Source organism: Microcystis panniformis FACHB-1757 (genome assembly GCF_001264245.1).
GTDB classification, from domain to species: Bacteria; Cyanobacteriota; Cyanobacteriia; order Cyanobacteriales; family Microcystaceae; genus Microcystis; species Microcystis panniformis.
This window is the reverse complement of the sequence record NZ_CP011339.1, coordinates 1,772,721-1,792,969: the sequence shown is the minus strand read 5'-3', so window position 1 is coordinate 1,792,969 and position 20,249 is coordinate 1,772,721. Positions and strand designations below refer to the sequence as shown.

Here is a 20,249-nt window from a genome sequence, read left to right as displayed (position 1 = left end):
TCAGTTATCAGTGGGTAAGTTAACAGTTATCAGATTTGAGTTTTAAGTGAGCAGTATGTGTTAAGTGACCAGTATTAAATAGCAGTTTCTTGCCATCTTTTCACTGATTACTGCTCACTGATTACTGCTCACTGCTCACTGATATTAGGAGGCCATGGTAGCTGCGGGACGGCGGCGGCGATAAGTACGATTGTTCGCTGGTTCCGTTGCCGCCGCTTGCAGGAGGAAAATCACTAGAGGTTGACTCTGTAACTCCCGTTTGATTAAACGTTGCAAAGTCGTCTCGATTTCGGCCCGCAAACCGGCCCAATCTGGGTCCCCCGTCGCAGTTTTAAATTCACCAATGCGATCGCTTAAACAGCGTTCGATCGCCCGAATAATTAACTGATTCAGCAGCGGGATTTCCACTTTTGTCACCACACCGCGCAAATTAATCTCTGGAGGTGCGCTTAATTGTCCCTCAGCGTTAACGAAGGCGGCGATCGTAATCACACCATCTTCGGCTAATTGTTGTCTTTCCTGCATAATGTGTTCGTGGACCACACCCGCTTGATCAACTAACTCGATTCCCGAAGGCACTGGCGCGCCGAGGCCAATGCGATCGCTAGTTAACTCGATCGTGTCACCATTTTTGACAATTACCATATTTTCGGCGGGAATCCCCATACTTTGGGCCATCTGAGCGTGTTTGACCAGCATTCGGTGTTCTCCATGCACTGGCACAAAAAACTTCGGCCGCGTCAAAGATAGCATCAATTTATGGTCTTCTTGGGAACCATGGCCGGAAACGTGAATTCCCTTATCGCGTCCGTAAACTACGTTAGCACCCTGCATCATCAGGCGATCAATTGTATTGACCACAGCGATCGTATTACCCGGAATCGGATTAGCGGAAAAGACAATCGTATCCCCCTGACGCGCACGAATATGAGGATGTTCACCCTTAGAAATCCGCGTCATGGCCGCTAAAGGTTCCCCCTGGGAGCCTGTGGTTAAAATGACGATTTTATCATCGGCTAAATTGCGGGTCGCTTTCAGGGGTTCAAATATATCGTCGGGACATTTTATATACCCCAAATTGCGCGCATGAGCGATGACATTTAACATCGATCGACCCACTACCACCACTTTCCGGTTAAATTTCTGGGCCAATTTCAACACCAGATTAATCCGATGCACCGAGGAAGCAAAGGTAGTGATCATAATCCGTCCCGTTGCTTGGTTAAAAACCCGCTCTAAACCGGGATAAACGGAAGCTTCCGAGGGAGTATAACCGGGTACTTCCGCGTTAGTGGAATCACTCAATAAACATAGCACCCCTTTCTCGCCATGTTCGGCAATTTTTTGCAGATCAAAAAATTCGCCATCGACGGGAGTATGGTCAATTTTAAAATCTCCTGTGTGAATAATTATCCCTAAAGGAGTGTGAATTGCTACACAAAAACTATCGGCGATCGAGTGGGTATTGCGGATATATTCCACCATGAAAGATTTACCTAAACGCACCATTTGCCGAGGAGCAACGGTTTCTAATTTAGTACGATTTACTAATCCTGCTTCTTCCAATTTATCCCGCAATAAAGCCATCGCTAGACGCGGACCGTAGATAATTGGTACATCAAATTGTTTGAGATGGTAGGGAATGCCACCGATATGATCTTCGTGACCGTGGGTGACAATCATACCCTTAATTTTATGGCGATTTTCTCTTAGATAAGTCATATCGGGAAGCACTACATTGACCCCGTGCATATCATCGGAAGGAAAAGCTAAACCAGCATCCAAGAGAATAATCTCATCATCGTATTCAAAAACACAGGTGTTTTTGCCGATTTCGTGTAGTCCTCCTAGTGGAATGATCTTTAGTTTTGCTTGGGTTTTATCTTGAATCATTAGGTATCCTTTGATGGTAAGTTATGGTGATTTTTCAGGTGGTTTTTGTGGACGGGAAATCTCAAAAAATGGATAGTTAGACTTATTCTAACTAGGGAAATAACACCTAGTTAAATTCACTTAGTATCAATACTTTCTAGCAGTTCTAAACTATATTTCTTTTCTAGTTAAGCTATTAACATTATAACCTATTTCTCGAAAAAATCCTAGTTTAGTTAGCCAAATTTTCTAATATTTTTCTAGATTAAAGCCAATTCTTGCATAACTTTTGCTAATCCTTCTTCTAGCTCGGGACTTAGGGAACATAAAGGAAGTCTTAGACCCCCCACTTCCCAACCGACTAGATTTAAGGCCGCTTTAATTGGAATTGGATTAGTGGCACAGAATAAACCTTTAAACAGGGGAAATAATTTCAAATTAATCTCGATCGCTTTGGCCGCATCTCCAGTTAAGAAAGCTTGAATCATTCCTTGAATTTCTTCTCCCACTAGATGACTGGCAACACTGACCACTCCCACCGCACCACAGGTCATTAGGGGTAAGGTAAGAAAATCATCGCCGGAATAAATAGCGAAATTTTCAGGAGTATGACAGTAAATCTTACAGGTTTGTTCTAAATTACCACTAGCTTCTTTTACCGCCACAATATTATCAACTGCTGCCAGTTTAATAATCGTTTCTGGGGTCATATTTTGACCCGTGCGACCAGGTATATTATAAACCATTACTGGCAGATCGGGACAAGCTTTGGCAATGGCGCGAAAATGCTCATATAAACCCTCTTGGGGAGGTTTATTGTAGTAGGGAACCACTTGTAAAGAACCATCTAAACCCAGTTTAGCAGCCTGTTGGGTCGCTTCGATCGCTTCGGAAGTGCAATTAGAACCCGTCCCCGCAATCACTTTTCCCCGACCATTAACCGCTTTTTTGACAATACTAAATAGTTCGTATTCTTCCTGCCAACTTAGGGTGGGTGATTCTCCCGTCGTCCCACAGACCACTATACCATCGCTACCGTGGGTAACTAGATAATCGGCCAATTTTTCCACCATCCCATAATTAACTTGACCCTCGACGGTGAAGGGTGTCACCATCGCCGTAATTACTCGTCCAAAATATGTTTCACTCATTGATCAGTTATCAGTTATCAGTTATCAGTTATCAGTTATCAGTTATCAGCTTCTGAAGGCAAGAGGCAAAAGAAAGAATCTGGCAATCCTCCTACCTAAAAAGAAGGTTATCAACTAAGTACATCGAAGCTTTTAGCTTAACAAATTAGGTTTTAGATTCGTCCTTTGTTATCAGTTTTTGAGCGATCAGCAATCAGCTTTCAGACTTTATTTATCCGACGATTAATTAGCTATTTTTCTAGTTATCATTGCCTTGATCTAGCTGATGGCTGATAGCTTAACTATCAAACTGTTGCTAATCTTGAACCGACGAGATTTTTCTTAACTAAAAGTTCGGCAATTTGTACAGCATTTAAAGCCGCACCCTTGCGAATTTGATCGCCGCATAGCCACAATTCTAGACCGTTAGGATGGGAGATATCTTGACGAATGCGTCCCACTAATACTTCATCGCGACCGGTGGCATCAATTGGCATGGGAAAATAATTAGCGTCCCAATCTTCCACTAATCTTACCCCCGGAGCAGACTCAAGAATTTCTCTGGCTTTCAGCACAGAAAAAGGCCGACTAAATTCTAGGTTAACCGATTCCGAATGGGCGCGCAGGACGGGAACCCTCACACAGGTGGCACTAACCCGCAGCTCTGGACAAGCAAAAATCTTGCGGGTTTCGTTGACCATTTTCATTTCTTCCTCGCAGTACCCTTGACCATTAATCGGGGTATTGTGGGGAAAAAGATTAAAAGCGAGGGGATAGGGGAAGGAATTAGTGGGAGGTTGCCGATTGTCCAGAATTGCTTGCGCTTGCTGTTTTACCTCCTCCATGGCTCGCGCTCCAGCACCACTAGCGGACTGATAAGTAGAAACTACTACTCGCTCGAGCGCCTGTACTTGGTGGAGAGGCCAGATCGCCACTCCTAAAAGAATTGTCGTACAGTTGGGATTAGCGATAATGCCCCGGTGATTGTCCACACTGTCGGGATTGATTTCCGGGACAACCAGAGGCACTTCGGGATTCATGCGAAAAGCGCTGGAGTTATCGATAATCGTCGCACCCGACTCGACAATAGTTTTCGCCCAAGCTTTCGAGGTGGATCCCCCCGCAGAAGCGAGAACGATATCCACGTCCTGAAAAGAGCGCTCGTTTACCGCTTCGATTAGGAGACTTTCGCCCCGAAAATCGAGGGTTTTTCCAGCAGAACGCTCGGAAGCCAGTAATTTTAGACTAGCGAGAGGGAATTGACGACTAGCTAATAACTCTAGTAATTCCGTTCCCACGGCCCCGGTGGCCCCTAAAATAGCGACCCGTACTTTTTGACTCAAATTGTGTTACCTCCTGACGAGTTGGGTGATGATGATGATCCGAAGAAATCGTTACAGTAAAAAATCTTTTTTGTCCGCCGAGTTATTCTCAAGCTTGGATTGATCGGCTTTTGATCAGCAAAATTTTCTGATTGGGCTTAACTGCCCCAAGGACGGAATAAATTAAATATACCCCATTGACCGCTAAAATAAAAAGATTGTGACAGCTTGGGGAGCAACTGCAGCTATTCCCCTAGAATATCATGAGCGGGACGGATCCACCGCAGGCGTAAACACCGCTCACCCTATTATAAACGTTCCTTGTCGTAAGAGCTAGAAAAATCAATGAAAGTTATTCAGGAAAAGCTTCCTGCCAGTCAGATAGGTTTAGAAATTGAAATTCCCGCCGAAACCACGAAAAACACCCACGAGAAAGTGGTAAATAATTTAGCGAAGTCGGCCAATATACCCGGTTTTCGCCCCGGTAAGGTTCCCCGTCAGATTCTTCTGCAAAGATTGGGAACTAAAGCGGTAAAAGCGGCGGTAATTGAGGAATTAATCGAAAATTGCCTCGAATCTGCCCTAAAACAGGAGGGGATCGAGTCCCTGGGTAATCCCCAGCTATTGTCTCAGTTTGAGGATTTGATCGCTGCCTATGAACCGGGTAAAGCTTTGACTTTTTCAGTTTCCGTGGATGTGGCCCCGACAATTATTCTCGGAGATTACGAAAATCTGAGCGTTACTGCCGAAGAAACCGTTTATGATCCCGAATCCGTGGAAAATTGGTTTAAAGAGCGTCAAGAACAGTTAGCGACATTGGTTCCCGTGGAAGATCGCGGGGCGCAGCTGGGAGATGTGGCGATCGTTGATTATCGGGGAAAATCCGCCGAAACTGGCGAAGATATCCCGGATATTGACGGCGAAGATCTGCGGGTGGATATGGAAGCAGGACGCTTTATCGAGGGGATGGTGGAAGGAATTATCGGCATGAAACCGGAAGAAGTCAAAGAGATGACTTTAACTTTCCCAGAAGATTATCCGAAAGAGGATGTGGCAGCAAAAGCGGTAATCTTTACAATTACGATGAAAGAGTTAAAGGCAAAGGAATTACCGGAGCTTGACGACGATTTTGCCCAAGAAGTCAGCGATCAGGAAACAATCGCCGAATTAAGAGCGAGTTTAGAGAAACGTTTCCAAGAACAAGCGGAGAAGGAAACCAAAGAAAGCATTTATGACGCTTTAACCAAGGAATTGGTCAAAGGTGCGACTTTAGATTTACCGGAGACGCTGATCGAAAAGGAAGTGACGCATATTTTGACCCAAAGCTTCATGGAATTTCAACAAATGGGGCTAGATGTCAACCAGTTATTTACAAAAGATAATATTCCCAAAATGCGGGAAAACACCCGTCCCGATGCGATCGAAAGTCTGAAAGAGACTCTCGTGGTACAGGAATTGGCTAAAGTCGCCAGCATTGAAGTCAGTCCCGAAGCGGTAGCGGAAAAAATCGCTAAAATCATGGAGCAATTGTCCGATCGCGACATAGATATGCAGCGTCTGGAACAGGTGATCACCGAAGAAATGCTGGCGGAAAACACCCTAGAATGGCTGAAAGAAAAGGCTACTATCACCCTCGTCCCCAAAGGTTCCCTAGAGGAAGAAACAACCGAGGAGGAGGAAACAGAAGAAACCTTCGCATTCACCGAAGTGGAAGTGTTGGCAGCTGAGGCTGAGGAAGAATAACCGTAAGGAGTTAGCAGTCGTGTTGGGGTGTTGGGGTTTTAGGGTATTGCTTGAATTCCCCCATTCCCCCACTCCCTGATCACTGATAACTGATAACTGATAACTGCTCACTGATAACTGATAACTGCTCACTGATAACTGATAACTGATTCCTGCCAACCGGGGAAAACTTAGGGCATAATAGATGGACAGAAGTGCTAAAGATGCTTAACATTTGCCAGTAAAAGCTCCACAGCCAAGCAAAACCCCTAAGATTGTGATAGCGGAACCGAAAAAATTATGCTCGAATCGAGATCACCTGACTACCCAATTACCAGTAATTGTCGCCCTGCTATCTACGCCAACACGGGGAGAAACTCCCTAGCTAACGTTTTACCCGTGGTAATCGAACAGTCTGGCATGGGTGAACGGGCTTTTGATATCTATTCTCGACTCTTGCGGGAGAGAATTGTCTTTTTGGGAACTCCCGTCGATGATCAGGTCGCTGATTCGATCGTCGCCCAACTCCTCTACTTGGAGGCAGAGGATCCCGAAAAGGATATCCAACTTTATATCAACTCCCCCGGTGGTTCCGTTTATGCCGGACTAGCTATCTACGACACCATGCAACAAATTCGCCCCGACGTGGCGACAATTTGTTTCGGTTTAGCCGCTAGTATGGGAGCATTCCTGCTTTGTGGTGGCGCGGCAGGTAAACGGATGTCCCTACCCAGTAGCCGGATCATGATTCACCAACCCCTCGGCGGCGCCCAAGGTCAAGCTAGTGATATCGCCATCCAAGCTAAAGAGATCCTCTATATTAAACAGAGACTCAATACCATGCTGGCTCATCACACCGGTCAACCCTACGATCGCATCGCCAACGACACCGAACGGGACTTTTTCATGTCGGCCGTCGAAGCCAAAGAATATGGGTTAATCGATCTGGTGATTTCCCGTCCCGAACTGCCCGATCCTACCGTTCCCGTTACTTCCCTGTAAATAATAAACTATGTCTAAATACGACTCCCACCTCAAGTGTTCATTTTGCGGCAAATCCCAGGAACAAGTGCGAAAATTAATCGCCGGGCCGGGGGTCTATATTTGTGACGAGTGTGTGGAACTGTGTAACGAAATTCTCGATGAGGAATTGATGGAACCGCCCAGTCCGGTCGCCCCAGTGGAGGAACGCCCCAACAAACGGCGATCGGGCCAAAACAAAACCACTTGGGAACAAATTCCCAAACCAAGAGAGATTAAAAAACACCTCGATGACTACGTTATTGGTCAAAATGAGGCGAAAAAAGTGCTGTCTGTGGCCGTTTATAACCATTACAAACGCCTCAAAGATATCCAAACCCAAAAAGCCGGTGGCGGTAGTCCAGAAGATAGCATCGAACTGCAAAAATCTAATATTCTGTTAATTGGTCCGACGGGATCGGGAAAAACCCTTCTAGCTCAAACTCTGGCTAAAATCCTCGATGTACCTTTTGCTGTCGCTGATGCCACCACTTTAACCGAGGCCGGTTATGTGGGGGAAGATGTGGAAAATATTCTCTTGCGTCTGTTACAAGTGGCAGATTTAGACGTGGAAGAAGCGCAGCGGGGCATTATCTACATCGATGAAATCGATAAAATTGCCCGTAAGAGCGAAAATACCTCGATTACCCGGGATGTGTCCGGAGAAGGGGTACAGCAAGCTTTACTGAAAATGTTAGAGGGAACGATCGCCAATGTTCCCCCCCAAGGCGGCCGCAAACACCCCTATCAGGATTGTATTCAGATTGACACCAGCAATATCCTGTTTATCTGCGGTGGGGCGTTTGTCGGTTTAGATAAGGTGATCGATCAGCGTCTCGGTAAAAAATCCATGGGCTTTATTCAACCGGGAGATAGCCAAGCTAGTAAGGATAAGGTAGCGGCAGGGTTATTAAAACAAATGACTCCCGATGATTTAGTCAAATTTGGCATGATTCCAGAGTTTGTCGGTCGGATTCCCGTCCTAGCGGCGCTTTCACCCCTGGATGAGGAAGCTTTAATCGCTATCCTGACCCAACCCCGCAACGCTTTGGTGAAACAGTATCAAAAACTGTTGAAGATGGACAATGTACAGTTAGAGTTTAAATCTGATGCCGTCCTAGCGATCGCCCAAGAGGCCTATCGTCGCAAAACCGGGGCCCGGGCCCTACGGGGTATTGTCGAGGAATTAATGCTCGATGTCATGTACGAATTGCCCTCGCGCAAGGACGTGAAACGATGTTTAATCACCCGCGAAATGGTGGAAAAACGTTCCACGGCAGATCTATTGGTTCATCCTTCCTCTCTACCCAGTCAAGAATCCGCTTAAGGGGAAAAATCGAGGTTAACCATGCTGAACACCGTTCCCGCAATTGTCAAAGAAGGCCGGATCGAACTCCTCGAATCCGTGCCGATTCCAGAGGGTACTAGGGTTTTAGTCACCCTCATCCCGGAGGAGACAAACTCGGATTTCTGGCAAAAAGTCAGCGAAACTGCTCTCGCTAAGATTTGGGATAATCTGGAAGACGACATCTATGAACGATTACTCGAAGCTTGAAATCGTTCTCGTTCGTTATCCTTAAGACAATCGGACGACTATCGGACACAGATGCGCGGCGTTGGCAAAACTCTTGACGAGGATGGCTAGGTATCTAAGTAGGTGGGTGGAATTAAATATAAGATGAACGTAGGTTGGGTTGAAGCATGAAACCCAACGCCCGCATGGGTTACGCTACCGCTAACCCATCCTACAAATAATTGTACCTCCCTACTTAAGTAGGTGGGTGGAATTAAATATAAGATGAACGTAGGTTGGGTTGAAGCATGAAACCCAACGCCCGCATGGGTTACGCTACCGCTAACCCATCCTACAAATAATTGTGCCTCCCTACTTAACTATCATGAAAACTCAAATAATCGATCAAACAGTCACTGTCCGCGGTGTTCCCCACTATTACGAGTGGATTCGGGGGTCAGAATCTGCCCAGAAAAAGCCGGTTATGGTGTTTATTCATGGTTGGGGAGGATCGGGACGCTATTGGCGATCAACCGCTGCGGCAATTTGCGATCGCTTTGATTGTTTATTGTACGATATGCGGGGTTTTGGTCGGTCTAAATTGCCAGAAAAATCCCCCGATCTTTCCTACGATTTAGAAGAATATGCCCTTGATTTGGCCTTGTTTTTAGATAGTTTGGAAATCGAAAAAATCTATCTCAATAGTCACTCTATGGGGGCATCGGTGGCGACTTTTTTTATTACTATGTACCCGGAAAGAGTGGTCAAAGCAATTTTAACCTGTAATGGCATTTTTGAGTATAATAAAGCGGCTTTTGCTGCCTTTCATAAATTCGGTAAGTATGTGGTACAGTTTCGTTATGATTGGTTTTTAAAAGTACCTTTTGCCGATCGATTATTTATGGCGAGATTTTTGCATCGATCGATCCCAAAATCAGAAAGAATTGCTTTTTTAGAAGATTTTTTAGCGGCAGATTACGAGGCCGCCCTAGGCACAATTTATACATCTGTGAGTAAAAAGGCAGTGGAAATTATGCCGGGTAAATTTGCCGAGATTAAGGTACCAACTCTTTTAGTATCAGGGGAAAAAGACATTATTATCCCCGCCAAAATGGGCAAAATGGCGGCGGATTTGAATAATAATATCCAGTATGTGGAGATGGCTAATACTGCTCACTTTCCCATGTTAGAAGATGCCCCTACTTATCTAAAAAAATTGCGAGATTTTTTGGAAATTAATTAGAATGCCAAAAGGTCAGGAAAAACGCCCCCAGGCCACACCAATCAGGATAGCAACCCCGAAAAAGAGACGATACCAGACGAAAACCCAGGTACTCTGTTTTTTGAGATAATCTAATAACCAAGCGATCGAAAGATAGGAAAATATCGCCGAGGAAATTACCCCAATAACGAGGGGAATTAATTCACTGGTGTTAATCTGGTCGAGAACGCCTTTAAATTCCACTAAACCGGCTAAAGTTATCGCCGGAATCCCCAGCAGAAAGGAAAATCGCGCTGCTACTGCCCTTTCTAAACCCATGAATAACCCGGCAGTTAAGGTGGACCCAGAACGAGATACCCCCGGTATTAGGGCTAAAGCTTGGGCTAATCCCATTAAAACCCCGTCTTTTTGTCGCAAAGTCTCAAAACTGCGTTTATGTTTCCCGATTTTTTCGGCCGTAGCTAAGAGTAAAGACATGACTATAGAGGCACAGGCGATCGCTGTCATGCTTCTCAGGGGGGAATTATCTAAATCGGGAATGAAAAGTTTCATTAACAAACCGAAGAAAACAATCGGAATTGTGCCTAGGATAATCCCCACGGCCAAACGAAAATCCTGGGAACGATAATCGGAACTAGCCACCGCTTTCACCATTCCTGTGGATATTTGCCTTAAATCCTGCCAAAAATAGGACAATACCGCCGCAATACTGCCCAATTGAATCACTGCCGTATAGGTGACACCGGGATCTCCCCAACCCAAAAAGACGGGAATCACTTTTAGATGAGCGGTACTGCTAATCGGCAAAAATTCCGTCACTCCCTGCACAAATCCCAAAAAAATCGCCTGTAACCAGTTAATTTTTGCCAGAGGTATGGCGCTAGTGGTTGATTGGGCAATGGCGGCGGGTGTAATCGCCAAAATCACCGTTATTATCGCTAGTCCTAGCCATTTATAGCTTTTTTTCAGGAAGGAAAACATCATTTTTCAGTAAAAAAAGGGGATAGGTGTGGGGTGTGGGGGGTTAGGGAAATTAACTAATCAATATTACTGCCTTTTGTCTATTTCCCATTCTCCTGTCTCCTGTCTCCTGTCTCCTGTCTCCTGTCTCCTGTCTCCTATCTCCTGTCTCCTGTCTCCTATCTCCTGTCTCCTAATTTAAGTATAAATACTTGTTGACAACTCATAGTCGTTATGAGTACACTTAATTTAGACAAACTCGAAATGAGTACGACTTAGCAATTAGGAGTTGAAGATTATGCTACCAAACCGAGAAGGACAGAGAGTTCCCGATGTCACCTTTCCCGTGCGTCAAAATAATCAATGGGTGAACATCACCAGCGAGGAATTATTCAAAGGAAAAACCGTTGTTCTTTTTGCCTTACCCGGGGCATTCACTCCCACCTGTTCCACCTCCCATTTACCCGGATATAACGAATTAGCCCCGGTTTTTCGGGAAAATGGCGTAGATAGTATTGTTTGCTTGTCGGTGAATGATACCTTTGTCATGAACGAGTGGGCAAAAGATCAAGAATGTGATAATGTCGTCTTGATTCCCGACGGTAACGGCGAATTTAGCGCAGGAATGGGGATGTTAGTCGATAAAGCTGACTTAGGTTTCGGTCAACGTTCTTGGCGCTATTCGATGCTAGTCAAAGATGGTGTTATCGAGAAAATGTTCATTGAACCGGAAGAACCGGGAGATCCTTTCAAAGTCTCCGATGCAGAAACGATGTTACACTACATCAACCCAGAAGCCAAAAAACCGCCTTTAGTCTCTCTTTTCTCGAAAGTGGGCTGTCCCTACTGCCTCCGGGCTAAGAAAATGTTAGAAGAAAAAGGCCTACAATACGAAGAAATTATCCTCGGACGCGATGCCACCAGTCGTTCTCTGCGGGCCATGAGTGGTAATACCACCACCCCGCAAGTCTTCATTAACGGCAAGTTAATTGGTGGTTCGGAAGAATTAGCGGCTTATTTAGGAGCATAATTAATTAAGCTATCAGCTGTCAGCTTCTGATTTTTCAATTAATTAGCCATTTTTCTAGTTATCAACACTATTATCTAGCTGACGGCTGAGGGCGATGTTAATCAATTCTGAAAGGGGATGTGTATAGCTTGAGCTTAATTTTAGGATCAAAATCAGTCCCCTCTACACGGACACAAGTGAGAAAATTATCAAGTATTCTGTTAACTGATCAAGGAGAAAGATTATGGTAGCCACTCCAGTCAAAACCAAAACCACGGGACAATACTACGCCACCCGCATCGATTTAGCATTAGATATCCGCAAAGCTATGGTTGAAATCCTAAGCCAAACCCTTGCCGCTAGTTTAGACCTAAAAACTCAGGTTAAACAGGCCCACTGGAATGTCAAAGGTTTAAATTTCTACCAATTGCACAGCCTCTTCGACGAAATGGCCACGGAATTAGAAGACTATGGGGACATGGTAGCAGAACGGATTACCGCTTTAGGTGGAACCGCTTTGGGAACAGCGCGCATCGCTGCCGCTAACTCGATTCTGCCGGAATATCCGGCTGATATCGTCGATGGTAGTGAACATATCGTTGCTTTAGCCGAACGTTATGCCTTATACGCCGCCCATCTTCGTTCTGCTATTGATACCACTGGCAATCAAGGGGATGCCGACACAGCAGATCTCTATACGGAAATCTCCCGGGACATCGATAAACGTCTCTGGTTCCTAGAAGCGCATCTGATTAAATCGGAAGATGTTATCAGATAAATTTGGGGTGTATTAACTTAGCTTAATACACCTTAAATTCTCGTAATCGGTAAACGTAGCCAATCACTTAACTGTTGTGCCAACCAATCTAATTCCGCTTCGCTAACATCTTCACTGGCAGTGATAACATATTCTCGATGGTTGGCAACGAGAACCAGAGAAGGAGGAATAATATTAACATTTTCTCCCTGCATAGTGACGGTGACATTGCGACGGAGGAGACTATAAATTTCGCAACTAGCAGCATCGGCAGTTAGTTTAAATTTCAGCCCCCAGAGTTTTTGGTAGAGAGAAACTTTTTTGGGGGTAATTTTTAACTCTAGTTCCCCCTGCCAAAAAGATTTCCATAACTGCCAAGATAAACTAGAGGAGATTAAATTGAGCAGAAAAATTAGGATAATCGGGATTAAAAAAGCGACCAGTTTGAGATCATAAATACCGACTATGGTTAAGAGAATGATCGTAAAGAATAGGGATGGTAAAAACTGTCTTAACTGGGTTTTGAGATTGTTGAAAAACTTTTGTTTGGTTTTACTAGCGATTTTTATTTGCAGGAGATTATCTTTTTTATAAACAGTAACTTCGCTGCCGTAGGGTTTGGTCAGATTGCCAATAGATACTAGGATCAATTGACAACTATATAAGCTGGCTAAAGCTTCTGTCACCGAACGAAAATGAGAGTCTGGGGGGGAGTTTGATAATCTTTTTAACCAATAGATGAAAAAAGCGCTTAGATTAGTTTTTTGTTCAAAGTTTTCGGGTATGTAACGATGCTTAATCCCCGTGGCTAAACTAATCAAACTTTTACCTATATCCTGTAAGTCCGTGGTGGGAGAATCGGAATCAAAGGCAAAATCAACTAGATAAAAACGATGGGACTGGGTATCAAAGAGGATATTACTAAGTTTAATATTGCCGTGGTTAATGGGGACATCCTGCTGATGGAGATAGGAGAGAATCTCCAAAAGATATTTGGCAATTTGTTTGAGATCTTGTTCTGCTAACAAATAACTGGAGTTTAGATAGTTTTCTACAGGCTGCGCTGATAAATAAGGTCGGACAATAGCGATGATTTGTTCTTGGGATGAATCTATCTCAAAGCTATCGAGGTATTTGGGGAGAGATGGGTGGGAGAGTTGTCGCAACAGGGCAATTTTACCAGTTATTTCTCCGATAAACTGACTCCCTTGCCCCCTAGGAACAGAAATAAGTTTAATGATAACTAACTGGGTGGTGTGTCTGTCCCTCGCTAAGATAGTTTTTTTTCCTAGTAACTGTTGGACTTGATAACGACTATGGAGAACTCGATCGAGCATGGGGGAGGATGGAGTAAGTACTATCTCTAGGATAGCTCACTCTGGAAACTCTAGCCGCTATCTTTAGCATCCTTTTAATATTTTAACAATTGATTAAAAATTGCCGCTTTACCTAGAAAGAACTGCTAGGGCAGTCCTATTTGAGTTATTTTAATTATCTATTCGCCAAGGCTGCCGGCAAGGGGAGAGCAAAAGGGAACGGTGAGCATTTCTAAGACTGCCATGACTTTTTATTGTTAGGAATCCTAACGGATTGCTGAACATATTACTGTCTTAACTATGTTTTCAGTTTTAGCGAACACTCACGCCCAATTGTAGCATTTTTATCGATTTTTGTCAAGATATATTTGATAGAATTTATGAGAAAAAGGGTTTCTAATTAAAGAGGGCGAATGCAATTCGCCCCTACAATAATATTATTATTATTGTGCCAATGGTAGGGGCGCATCGCGTGCGCCCAGAATGTCCTAAGTAGGTAGGCACAATTATTTGTAGGATGGGTTAGCGGTAGCGTAACCCATGCGGGCGTTGGGTTTCATGCTTCAACCCAACCTACGTTCATTTTATATTTAATTCCACCCACCTACTTATAGATATTTCGACAAAATTGAAAGGCAGAAAAAGGGTTTATAAAGAAACCCTTTTTCTAGTTTCCAACTAATCCTATTTGACCTAATAGGTAAGGAGTAAGAGTAGGGCTAATTCATGAATTAGCCCTACTTTTTTAGTTTCCAACTAATCCTCTTTGACATAATAGGTAAGGAAAAAATCCTAGATTTTTGCCAACAAAATTATCCAGAGTTTCCAACTAATCCTATTTGACCTAATAGGTAAGGTCAAATGGTTGGGACTGGCTCCACAAACAACGAAATGTTTCCAACTAATCCTATTTGACCTAATAGGTAAGGAGTAAGAGTAGGGCTAATTCATGAATTAGCCCTACTTTTTTAGTTTCCAACTAATCCTATTTGACCTAATAGGTAAGGAAAAAAGGTAAATGGGGAAAAGATATTCTCCAGTTTATGTTTCCAACTAATCCTATTTGACCTAATAGGTAAGGTTACGAGGAGTTACCTGGTGGCACTGCTCCTGACAAGTTTCCAACTAATCCTATTTAACCTAATAGGTAAGGAGTAAGAGTAGGGCTAATTCATGAATTAGCCCTACTTTTTTAGTTTCCAACTAATCCTATTTGACCTAATAGGTAAGGGTGGTAAAGGCAATGACCGGCAGCGAGATTTAAGTAACTGGGTTTCCAACTAATCCTATTTGACCTAATAGGTAAGGTTACGAGGAGTTACCTGGTGGCACTGCTCCTGACAAGTTTCCAACTAATCCTATTTAACCTAATAGGTAAGGAGTAAGAGTAGGGCTAATTCATGAATTAGCCCTACTTTTTTAGTTTCCAACTAATCCTATTTGACCTAATAGGTAAGGGTGGTAAAGGCAATGACCGGCAGCGAGATTTAAGTAACTGGGTTTCCAACTAATCCTATTTGACCTAATAGGTAAGGTCACATCATTTAGTCTTCTTATCGCAGCGGAATCAGAAACAGAAGTTTCCAACTAATCCTATTTGACCTAATAGGTAAGGAGTACCCCTTGGAAAGTCTCATCGAGAGGGGAAGACAGACCCCCAAATCGACGCATCTCCAAAAAGGTGGTCCTGGGGGGGATAAAAGTCCCGATACCAAAGGGTAGAACCCTGACTGGGAGAGCAATCGACACATCTAACCAGAGAATCGGGGTTTTAGGTCGGGGAGAGGGTGCATCGATTTTCAGTCAAGAGTTGGGGGACAAGCTAGATGATGTAGAGATTTGGGGGTGGTTGAGGAGGAGAACCTCCCATCACCAACAATCTAGAGACAGCTTCTTCGGGAATCCCATAGAAGCGCACATCATCCTCTTGAGGATTGACCCTTTCTACTACTTTAGCGTACAGTTTCCGCCTCTGGATGTGTAATTAATTTTGCTTAAGTAATTATCTGTAATTAAGTAGCTGGTTATAATTAAATTAAAAATGGATTTTAGGTTCGATCCCCCCTGCCCCCCTTGATAAGGGGGGTGCCGATAGGCGGGGGGATCTGACAATTTTTAACGCCTACCTACTTAATTGTCTAGCTACTGATTAGGGAGGGTAGCGGGGGGGGGAGTTTTTTTTAAGGATTTTTTAACCCCCAAAATCCCCCGATTCTGGCGAGCAATCAGTATCATGGATAACAACAACAAGCTTTAGGTCTAATCCGATAAAAATCATGACCTACCTATCTCCTAAATTATTCACTTTTGAAGACTTTTTAAACCAGTATGGAGATGACCCACGCTATCAATTAATTGACGGGGAGTTGCGAGACATGGAACCCACTGGACCTCAGGAATCCGTAGCGGGAAAAATCGCAGGAAGACTGTGGGGAGAAATCTTGCGATTACATCTACCCTGGACAATTCCTAAAAACTGTTTGCTCCGTCCAGAATCCGGTCAAGCTACTGCTTTACGTCCCGATGTCATCATTTTGGATGAAGTGGACTTTAGCACCGAACCTCTCTGGGAAAAACAAGCAATTTTAACTAGCTCCCAAGCAATTAAATTAGTGGTAGAAGTGGTTAGTAGTAATTGGCAAGATGATTATGCACGCAAAGTTGAAGAATACTCATCTTTAGGTATTGCTGAATATTGGATTGTCGATTTTCGTGGATTGGGTGGCATCTCTTTTATCGGTAAACCCAAACAGCCTACTTTGACTATTTGTCAGCTAGAAGGTGATGAATATCAACAAAAATTATATCGTCTTTATGAGCGCATTAGTTCGGCAGTTTTTCCCGAATTGTCTCTGTGTCTTCTCGATATTATGCCCTAAATCTCTAGTAAAATTATGCTGAAATCTCTTAAAAATGTCCTGAGTAATCTGCGTCAATATCCCTATAATATTATCTTTAATCCCCTCACCAATGCAGCATTAGCCATCGCCGCTATTTTGGCACTAATTGCCGATCAATTTGGCCAGGGATATTATCTAATTTTTCTGATTACTTTGGCTCTAGTTATCATCGGTATCTGGCTAGAATCTCAGAAATACGACCTCTATAAACATCAGGCGATTCCTCTACCGATAGTGATTAATATTGCTAATTTTGCTAATAGTAATAAGGCTCTGCAATCGCTTTTTAATATCATCGAAACAGAAAATAAATACAAAGATCATCAAAATAATCTTGACCAGTATCTCAATATTAGCGAAACAGATTTAATTTTTAACTACTCCTGTGATATTTATGATCAAGAAATGCTGAAAACTTTTCTGCAAATACTACGCTATAATCTAGAGAAACTTAAGAAAAAAACTCCCCAAAATACTATTATTTATCTTGCCTATATCGGTCCGATTAGCGTCGCTATTATGGTCGGCACTATTCTCGCTACCGAAGGAGTAAAAATCTTTCAATATAATAAATCTTCTGATAGTTATTATCCTGTGGTGGAAATTAGCGATCGCAAACTCAAAGAAGATATTAAGGAATACGAAAAATTTGAGCGTGTTGTCACCGAAAAAGGTCAAGATAGAGTAACTATAGCCATCGATGTTTCTTCCCATAAAATTAATCTTAATGATCAGAGTATCGAAAACTACGGCGATTTAATTTATCTGAAAAGTAAAGGCAGTGGTACAATTGAAAAAAATGAAGATTGGCTACAATATTCTAGAGAAATCTTTAAAACTATCAACATCGCTCAACAAAAAAACTATCAAGAGATTAAGCTAGTTTATTCCATGCCTATAACTTTGGGAATACTTGTCGGAATGGCCGTTCAACAATACTGGCCAATTCTCCTAACTCAATACGAAAATTCTACCTACAGAAATCTTATTAATCTTCAGGAATTTAAACTTTATCGAGGACAATAAAGATAAAATGAACTATACTGTAATTACCTTTGCTCCTGTGCAAGGATTCATCGAAAAATCGCGTAAACTAAGGGACTTGTACGGTGGTTCTTTTTTATTATCCTATCTTGCCGATGCTATCTGTCAGGCAGCGGATAAATATCCTGAATGTAGCCTTATTTCTCCGGCTTTAATTGACGTTAAAAGAGGAACTCCCAACCAAATCTTAATCGCGGGTAATTTTCCCAAAAAAGAGGCCGAACAAGTCTTCAATGACGCATGGCAAAAAGTGGTTAATAAGTGTCGGGTTTGGATTGAACAAAATTTACCACAATACAATTATACTTGGCGACGAGAATGGAACCTATGGATTAATCATACTTGGGAATTCTTCTGGGCGCAAGAGGACTCGATCGATTGTGCGTTTAAAAGTCTGCAACAGAAAAAATATCAACGAGATTGGACGGGAATTAATTGGCAAGGAGAAAGTTCTAGCTTATCGGGTTCCGATGCCATTGTTTGGTATGGAATGACGGATCAAACCCATCCTTTATATTCTAGTATTTCCCAACAAAATCAGCAAATCACTGAATTTTATCAACAATTAAGTCAAAAACTTTCTAATGCTATCCTCGATGAAACCGAACGTCTTAGCATTCCCGAATTAGTCAAAAGAATGATTACATTATATGATATTGGCAAGCCTTTAAACCTAGAACTTCCTAAAAAATTTGTGGAACTAAATCGCTACGAGGAAAAATCCTATACAGGATGGTTTCAAGGGGACGGTGACGGGATGGGAAATTACCTAAAAAATCTGTCCATATCCTCACGAAAAGAATTTAGTCAAAGAATGCGACAATGGGGAGAAGAACTAGAAAATTATCTTAACTTTGGTCGCATTATTTATGCGGGAGGAGATGACTTTCTAGGGGTTTTGTTTCCACAAAAATCAGAACCAAAATTAACCCTACAAGATTGTCTATATTGGTTTGATCAATTTCATCGGGAAATCTGGCCAAAACACGGTTATTCTCAGGATATAACTGTTAGCCTCGGTTTCGTTTGGGCAGCTTCAGGAGTTCCTCAGCGTGACATATTGCAACAATGTCGAGAAGCAGAAAAATCCGCTAAAAATCAAGGTAAAAATCGTCTAGCGGTGCGAATCCTTTTTAACAGTGGTAACTATTTAGAGTGGGTTTGTCCCTGGGAAAACTTGAAAGATATCCTCGATAGTTATTGTGATCGCAGTGAAGGAAAAAACTGGACACATTTCTATAATGATATAGCAACTTTAGAAAATCGCCGCGCTTTTACCGATGATAATCACGATATTGCCAATGCAGTTTTTAACCTTTATTTTAATCAAAATATACCCATCGATACCACCTCTCACCAAGATAGAAATAACTGGGTAATTAACCTCTCAAAAGTGGCCAATCATCTCACCTAAACATACAAAAATGCTGCAATATCTGATCATAATTAAACCTTTGGGATTTCTCTACGGTAGTGCTGGTCTGTTTCTGTCTCCAGAAAATCTAGTTGGACGTTCAGGAAATCGTTTTCCCCCCACTGCTGCCACAGTTTCGGGACTATTTGCTCACAGCAATCCCACCAATATTCGCGATTTACAAATTGCCGGCCCTTTTTGGGCAAACAGTGAACAACCAGATAACTTTTTTGTCCCCACTCCCTTTATTTATTTGGCTAAAAAACCCCTCGCCAATTATTTTCAAGACCAAGAAAATAACGACAATGGAAAAATTCAACACACCTTAACATGGCAAGAAAAATGGCAAGAGAAAGACGGTAAACAAATTGAGGGAAAATTCGATCGAGATAGTTGGATTCCTATCAACCAATGGTATAATCCTCAAAAAGCCTATGGTTCTCCGTGGCAATATCATCCCCATCTCCATCCGCGTTTGTTAGAGGAGCAAAGAAAGGTAAAAACTGGAGAATTATTCCTCGAAAATGCCGTCCAGTTACATCCAGATGCTTGTCTAGTTTATTTAGCTAATCAACTCCTAGAAAATGGCTGGTATCGCTTTGGTGGAGAATCCCATCTAGTGGAAGTTAAATCACTTGAACTAAGCAGCCATCTCCAAACTTTATTTAATCAAGATGTCGGTCAATATTTTGCCCTCATTACTGCCGCAATCTGGGGAACAAATCGCCTATCAACTCGCAATCCCAGTGATTGGCAATTAGAAACCCTCAACACCGAAAGACCAATAACCTATCGTTATCGATTCGGAGGAAAAGATAAAGTTAAGCGCTTATCTAGGGGACGTTATGCAGTTCCCGCAGGAACAGTTTATCGTTTAAAAAAACCCTTACCATCTTGGCAAAATTGGCAGGAATCTTGGTTCCCTACCGAAGGGGTTTCCCTCAAACGTTGGGGATGCGGATTAGCCTTACCCTTAGAAAATATTGCCAAATAAAGCCTATAATTAAGTAGGTAGGCGTTAAAAATTATCAGACACCCCCGTTATCAA

Annotated in this window: 18 protein-coding genes and 1 CRISPR repeat array; of the genes, 12 read left to right on the top strand and 6 right to left on the bottom strand. The window is 42.8% G+C overall.

Going from position 1 to position 20,249, the window contains the following annotated elements; translation table 11 throughout:
* Positions 1-144 precede the first annotated feature (144 nt).
* Positions 145-1,893, bottom strand: coding sequence for a ribonuclease J (locus tag VL20_RS08645; RefSeq protein ID WP_052276250.1), 1,749 nt, complete (start codon positions 1,891-1,893; stop codon positions 145-147).
* A gap of 239 nt (positions 1,894-2,132) precedes the next feature.
* A complete protein-coding gene (gene dapA, locus VL20_RS08640; RefSeq protein WP_052276249.1) occupies positions 2,133-3,023 on the bottom strand; it encodes a 4-hydroxy-tetrahydrodipicolinate synthase in 891 nt (296 codons plus the stop codon).
* On the opposite strand from dapA, the gene VL20_RS31460 reads away from it, so the two are divergent.
* Positions 2,971-3,141: a hypothetical protein gene (locus VL20_RS31460; protein ID WP_162490487.1), complete on the top strand. Its 171-nt coding sequence runs from the start codon at positions 2,971-2,973 to the stop codon at positions 3,139-3,141. The genes dapA and VL20_RS31460 overlap by 53 nt on opposite strands.
* A 166-nt stretch (positions 3,142-3,307) precedes the next feature.
* Here VL20_RS31460 and VL20_RS08635 read toward each other — a convergent pair whose 3' ends face one another.
* Entirely contained in the window at positions 3,308-4,345 is a 1,038-nt protein-coding gene (locus tag VL20_RS08635; protein ID WP_052276248.1) for an aspartate-semialdehyde dehydrogenase, read from the bottom strand.
* A gap of 324 nt (positions 4,346-4,669) precedes the next feature.
* On the opposite strand from VL20_RS08635, the gene tig reads away from it, so the two are divergent.
* The gene (gene tig, locus VL20_RS08630; protein WP_052276247.1) at positions 4,670-6,067 is read left to right on the top strand and encodes a trigger factor; all 1,398 of its coding nucleotides are present in this window, start codon (positions 4,670-4,672) and stop codon (positions 6,065-6,067) included.
* Between the two features lie 79 nt (positions 6,068-6,146).
* On the opposite strand, the gene VL20_RS32430 is transcribed toward tig, so the two are convergent.
* Positions 6,147-6,281 carry a hypothetical protein gene (locus VL20_RS32430; protein WP_284526056.1) on the bottom strand — a complete coding sequence of 45 codons (135 nt, stop codon included), beginning with the start codon at positions 6,279-6,281 and terminating at the stop codon, positions 6,147-6,149.
* A 65-nt stretch (positions 6,282-6,346) separates the two neighbouring features.
* Between VL20_RS32430 and clpP the strand changes: the two genes are divergently transcribed.
* From clpP to VL20_RS08610, 4 genes are all read left to right on the top strand, one after another.
* Positions 6,347-7,048 carry an ATP-dependent Clp endopeptidase proteolytic subunit ClpP gene (gene clpP, locus VL20_RS08625; protein WP_002736918.1) on the top strand — a complete coding sequence of 234 codons (702 nt, stop codon included), beginning with the start codon at positions 6,347-6,349 and terminating at the stop codon, positions 7,046-7,048.
* A gap of 10 nt (positions 7,049-7,058) precedes the next feature.
* Positions 7,059-8,393, top strand: coding sequence for an ATP-dependent protease ATP-binding subunit ClpX (gene clpX, locus VL20_RS08620; RefSeq protein WP_036401487.1), 1,335 nt, complete (start codon positions 7,059-7,061; stop codon positions 8,391-8,393).
* A gap of 21 nt (positions 8,394-8,414) precedes the next feature.
* A complete protein-coding gene (locus VL20_RS08615) occupies positions 8,415-8,621 on the top strand; it encodes a hypothetical protein (RefSeq protein WP_002737934.1) in 207 nt (68 codons plus the stop codon).
* Positions 8,622-8,964: 343 nt separating this feature from the next.
* Positions 8,965-9,822, top strand: a complete 858-nt coding sequence (locus tag VL20_RS08610; RefSeq protein WP_052276246.1) for an alpha/beta fold hydrolase — start codon at positions 8,965-8,967, stop codon at positions 9,820-9,822.
* A gap of 12 nt (positions 9,823-9,834) precedes the next feature.
* Here VL20_RS08610 and VL20_RS08605 read toward each other — a convergent pair whose 3' ends face one another.
* The gene (locus VL20_RS08605) at positions 9,835-10,785 is read right to left on the bottom strand and encodes an undecaprenyl-diphosphate phosphatase (protein WP_052276245.1); all 951 of its coding nucleotides are present in this window, start codon (positions 10,783-10,785) and stop codon (positions 9,835-9,837) included.
* Positions 10,786-11,059: 274 nt separating this feature from the next.
* On the opposite strand from VL20_RS08605, the gene VL20_RS08600 reads away from it, so the two are divergent.
* Together VL20_RS08600 and dps are read left to right on the top strand one after the other, a co-directional pair.
* Positions 11,060-11,791: a glutathione peroxidase gene (locus tag VL20_RS08600; protein ID WP_052276244.1), complete on the top strand. Its 732-nt coding sequence runs from the start codon at positions 11,060-11,062 to the stop codon at positions 11,789-11,791.
* Positions 11,792-12,014: 223 nt separating this feature from the next.
* Positions 12,015-12,548, top strand: a complete 534-nt coding sequence (dps, locus tag VL20_RS08595; RefSeq protein ID WP_052276243.1) for a DNA starvation/stationary phase protection protein Dps — start codon at positions 12,015-12,017, stop codon at positions 12,546-12,548.
* A 32-nt stretch (positions 12,549-12,580) separates the two neighbouring features.
* On the opposite strand, the gene VL20_RS08590 is transcribed toward dps, so the two are convergent.
* The gene (locus VL20_RS08590) at positions 12,581-13,864 is read right to left on the bottom strand and encodes a protein kinase domain-containing protein (protein ID WP_052276242.1); all 1,284 of its coding nucleotides are present in this window, start codon (positions 13,862-13,864) and stop codon (positions 12,581-12,583) included.
* Between the two features lie 649 nt (positions 13,865-14,513).
* Positions 14,514-15,458: a CRISPR direct-repeat array (repeat unit 36 nt; unit sequence GTTTCCAACTAATCCTATTTGACCTAATAGGTAAGG).
* Between the two features lie 661 nt (positions 15,459-16,119).
* Between VL20_RS08590 and VL20_RS08585 the strand changes: the two genes are divergently transcribed.
* Genes VL20_RS08585 through VL20_RS08570 form a run of 4 tightly spaced genes read left to right on the top strand, consistent with a single transcriptional unit; the run spans position 16,120 to position 20,195 of the window.
* Entirely contained in the window at positions 16,120-16,722 is a 603-nt protein-coding gene (locus tag VL20_RS08585) for a Uma2 family endonuclease (protein WP_052276241.1), read from the top strand.
* A 15-nt stretch (positions 16,723-16,737) separates the two neighbouring features.
* The gene (locus VL20_RS08580; RefSeq protein ID WP_052276240.1) at positions 16,738-17,769 is read left to right on the top strand and encodes an SAVED domain-containing protein; all 1,032 of its coding nucleotides are present in this window, start codon (positions 16,738-16,740) and stop codon (positions 17,767-17,769) included.
* 7 nt (positions 17,770-17,776) lie between these two features.
* A complete protein-coding gene (locus VL20_RS08575; RefSeq protein WP_052276239.1) occupies positions 17,777-19,201 on the top strand; it encodes a Cas10/Cmr2 second palm domain-containing protein in 1,425 nt (474 codons plus the stop codon).
* A gap of 10 nt (positions 19,202-19,211) precedes the next feature.
* A complete protein-coding gene (locus VL20_RS08570) occupies positions 19,212-20,195 on the top strand; it encodes a type III-B CRISPR module-associated Cmr3 family protein (RefSeq protein WP_052276238.1) in 984 nt (327 codons plus the stop codon).
* The last annotated feature ends 54 nt before the right edge of the window (positions 20,196-20,249 follow it).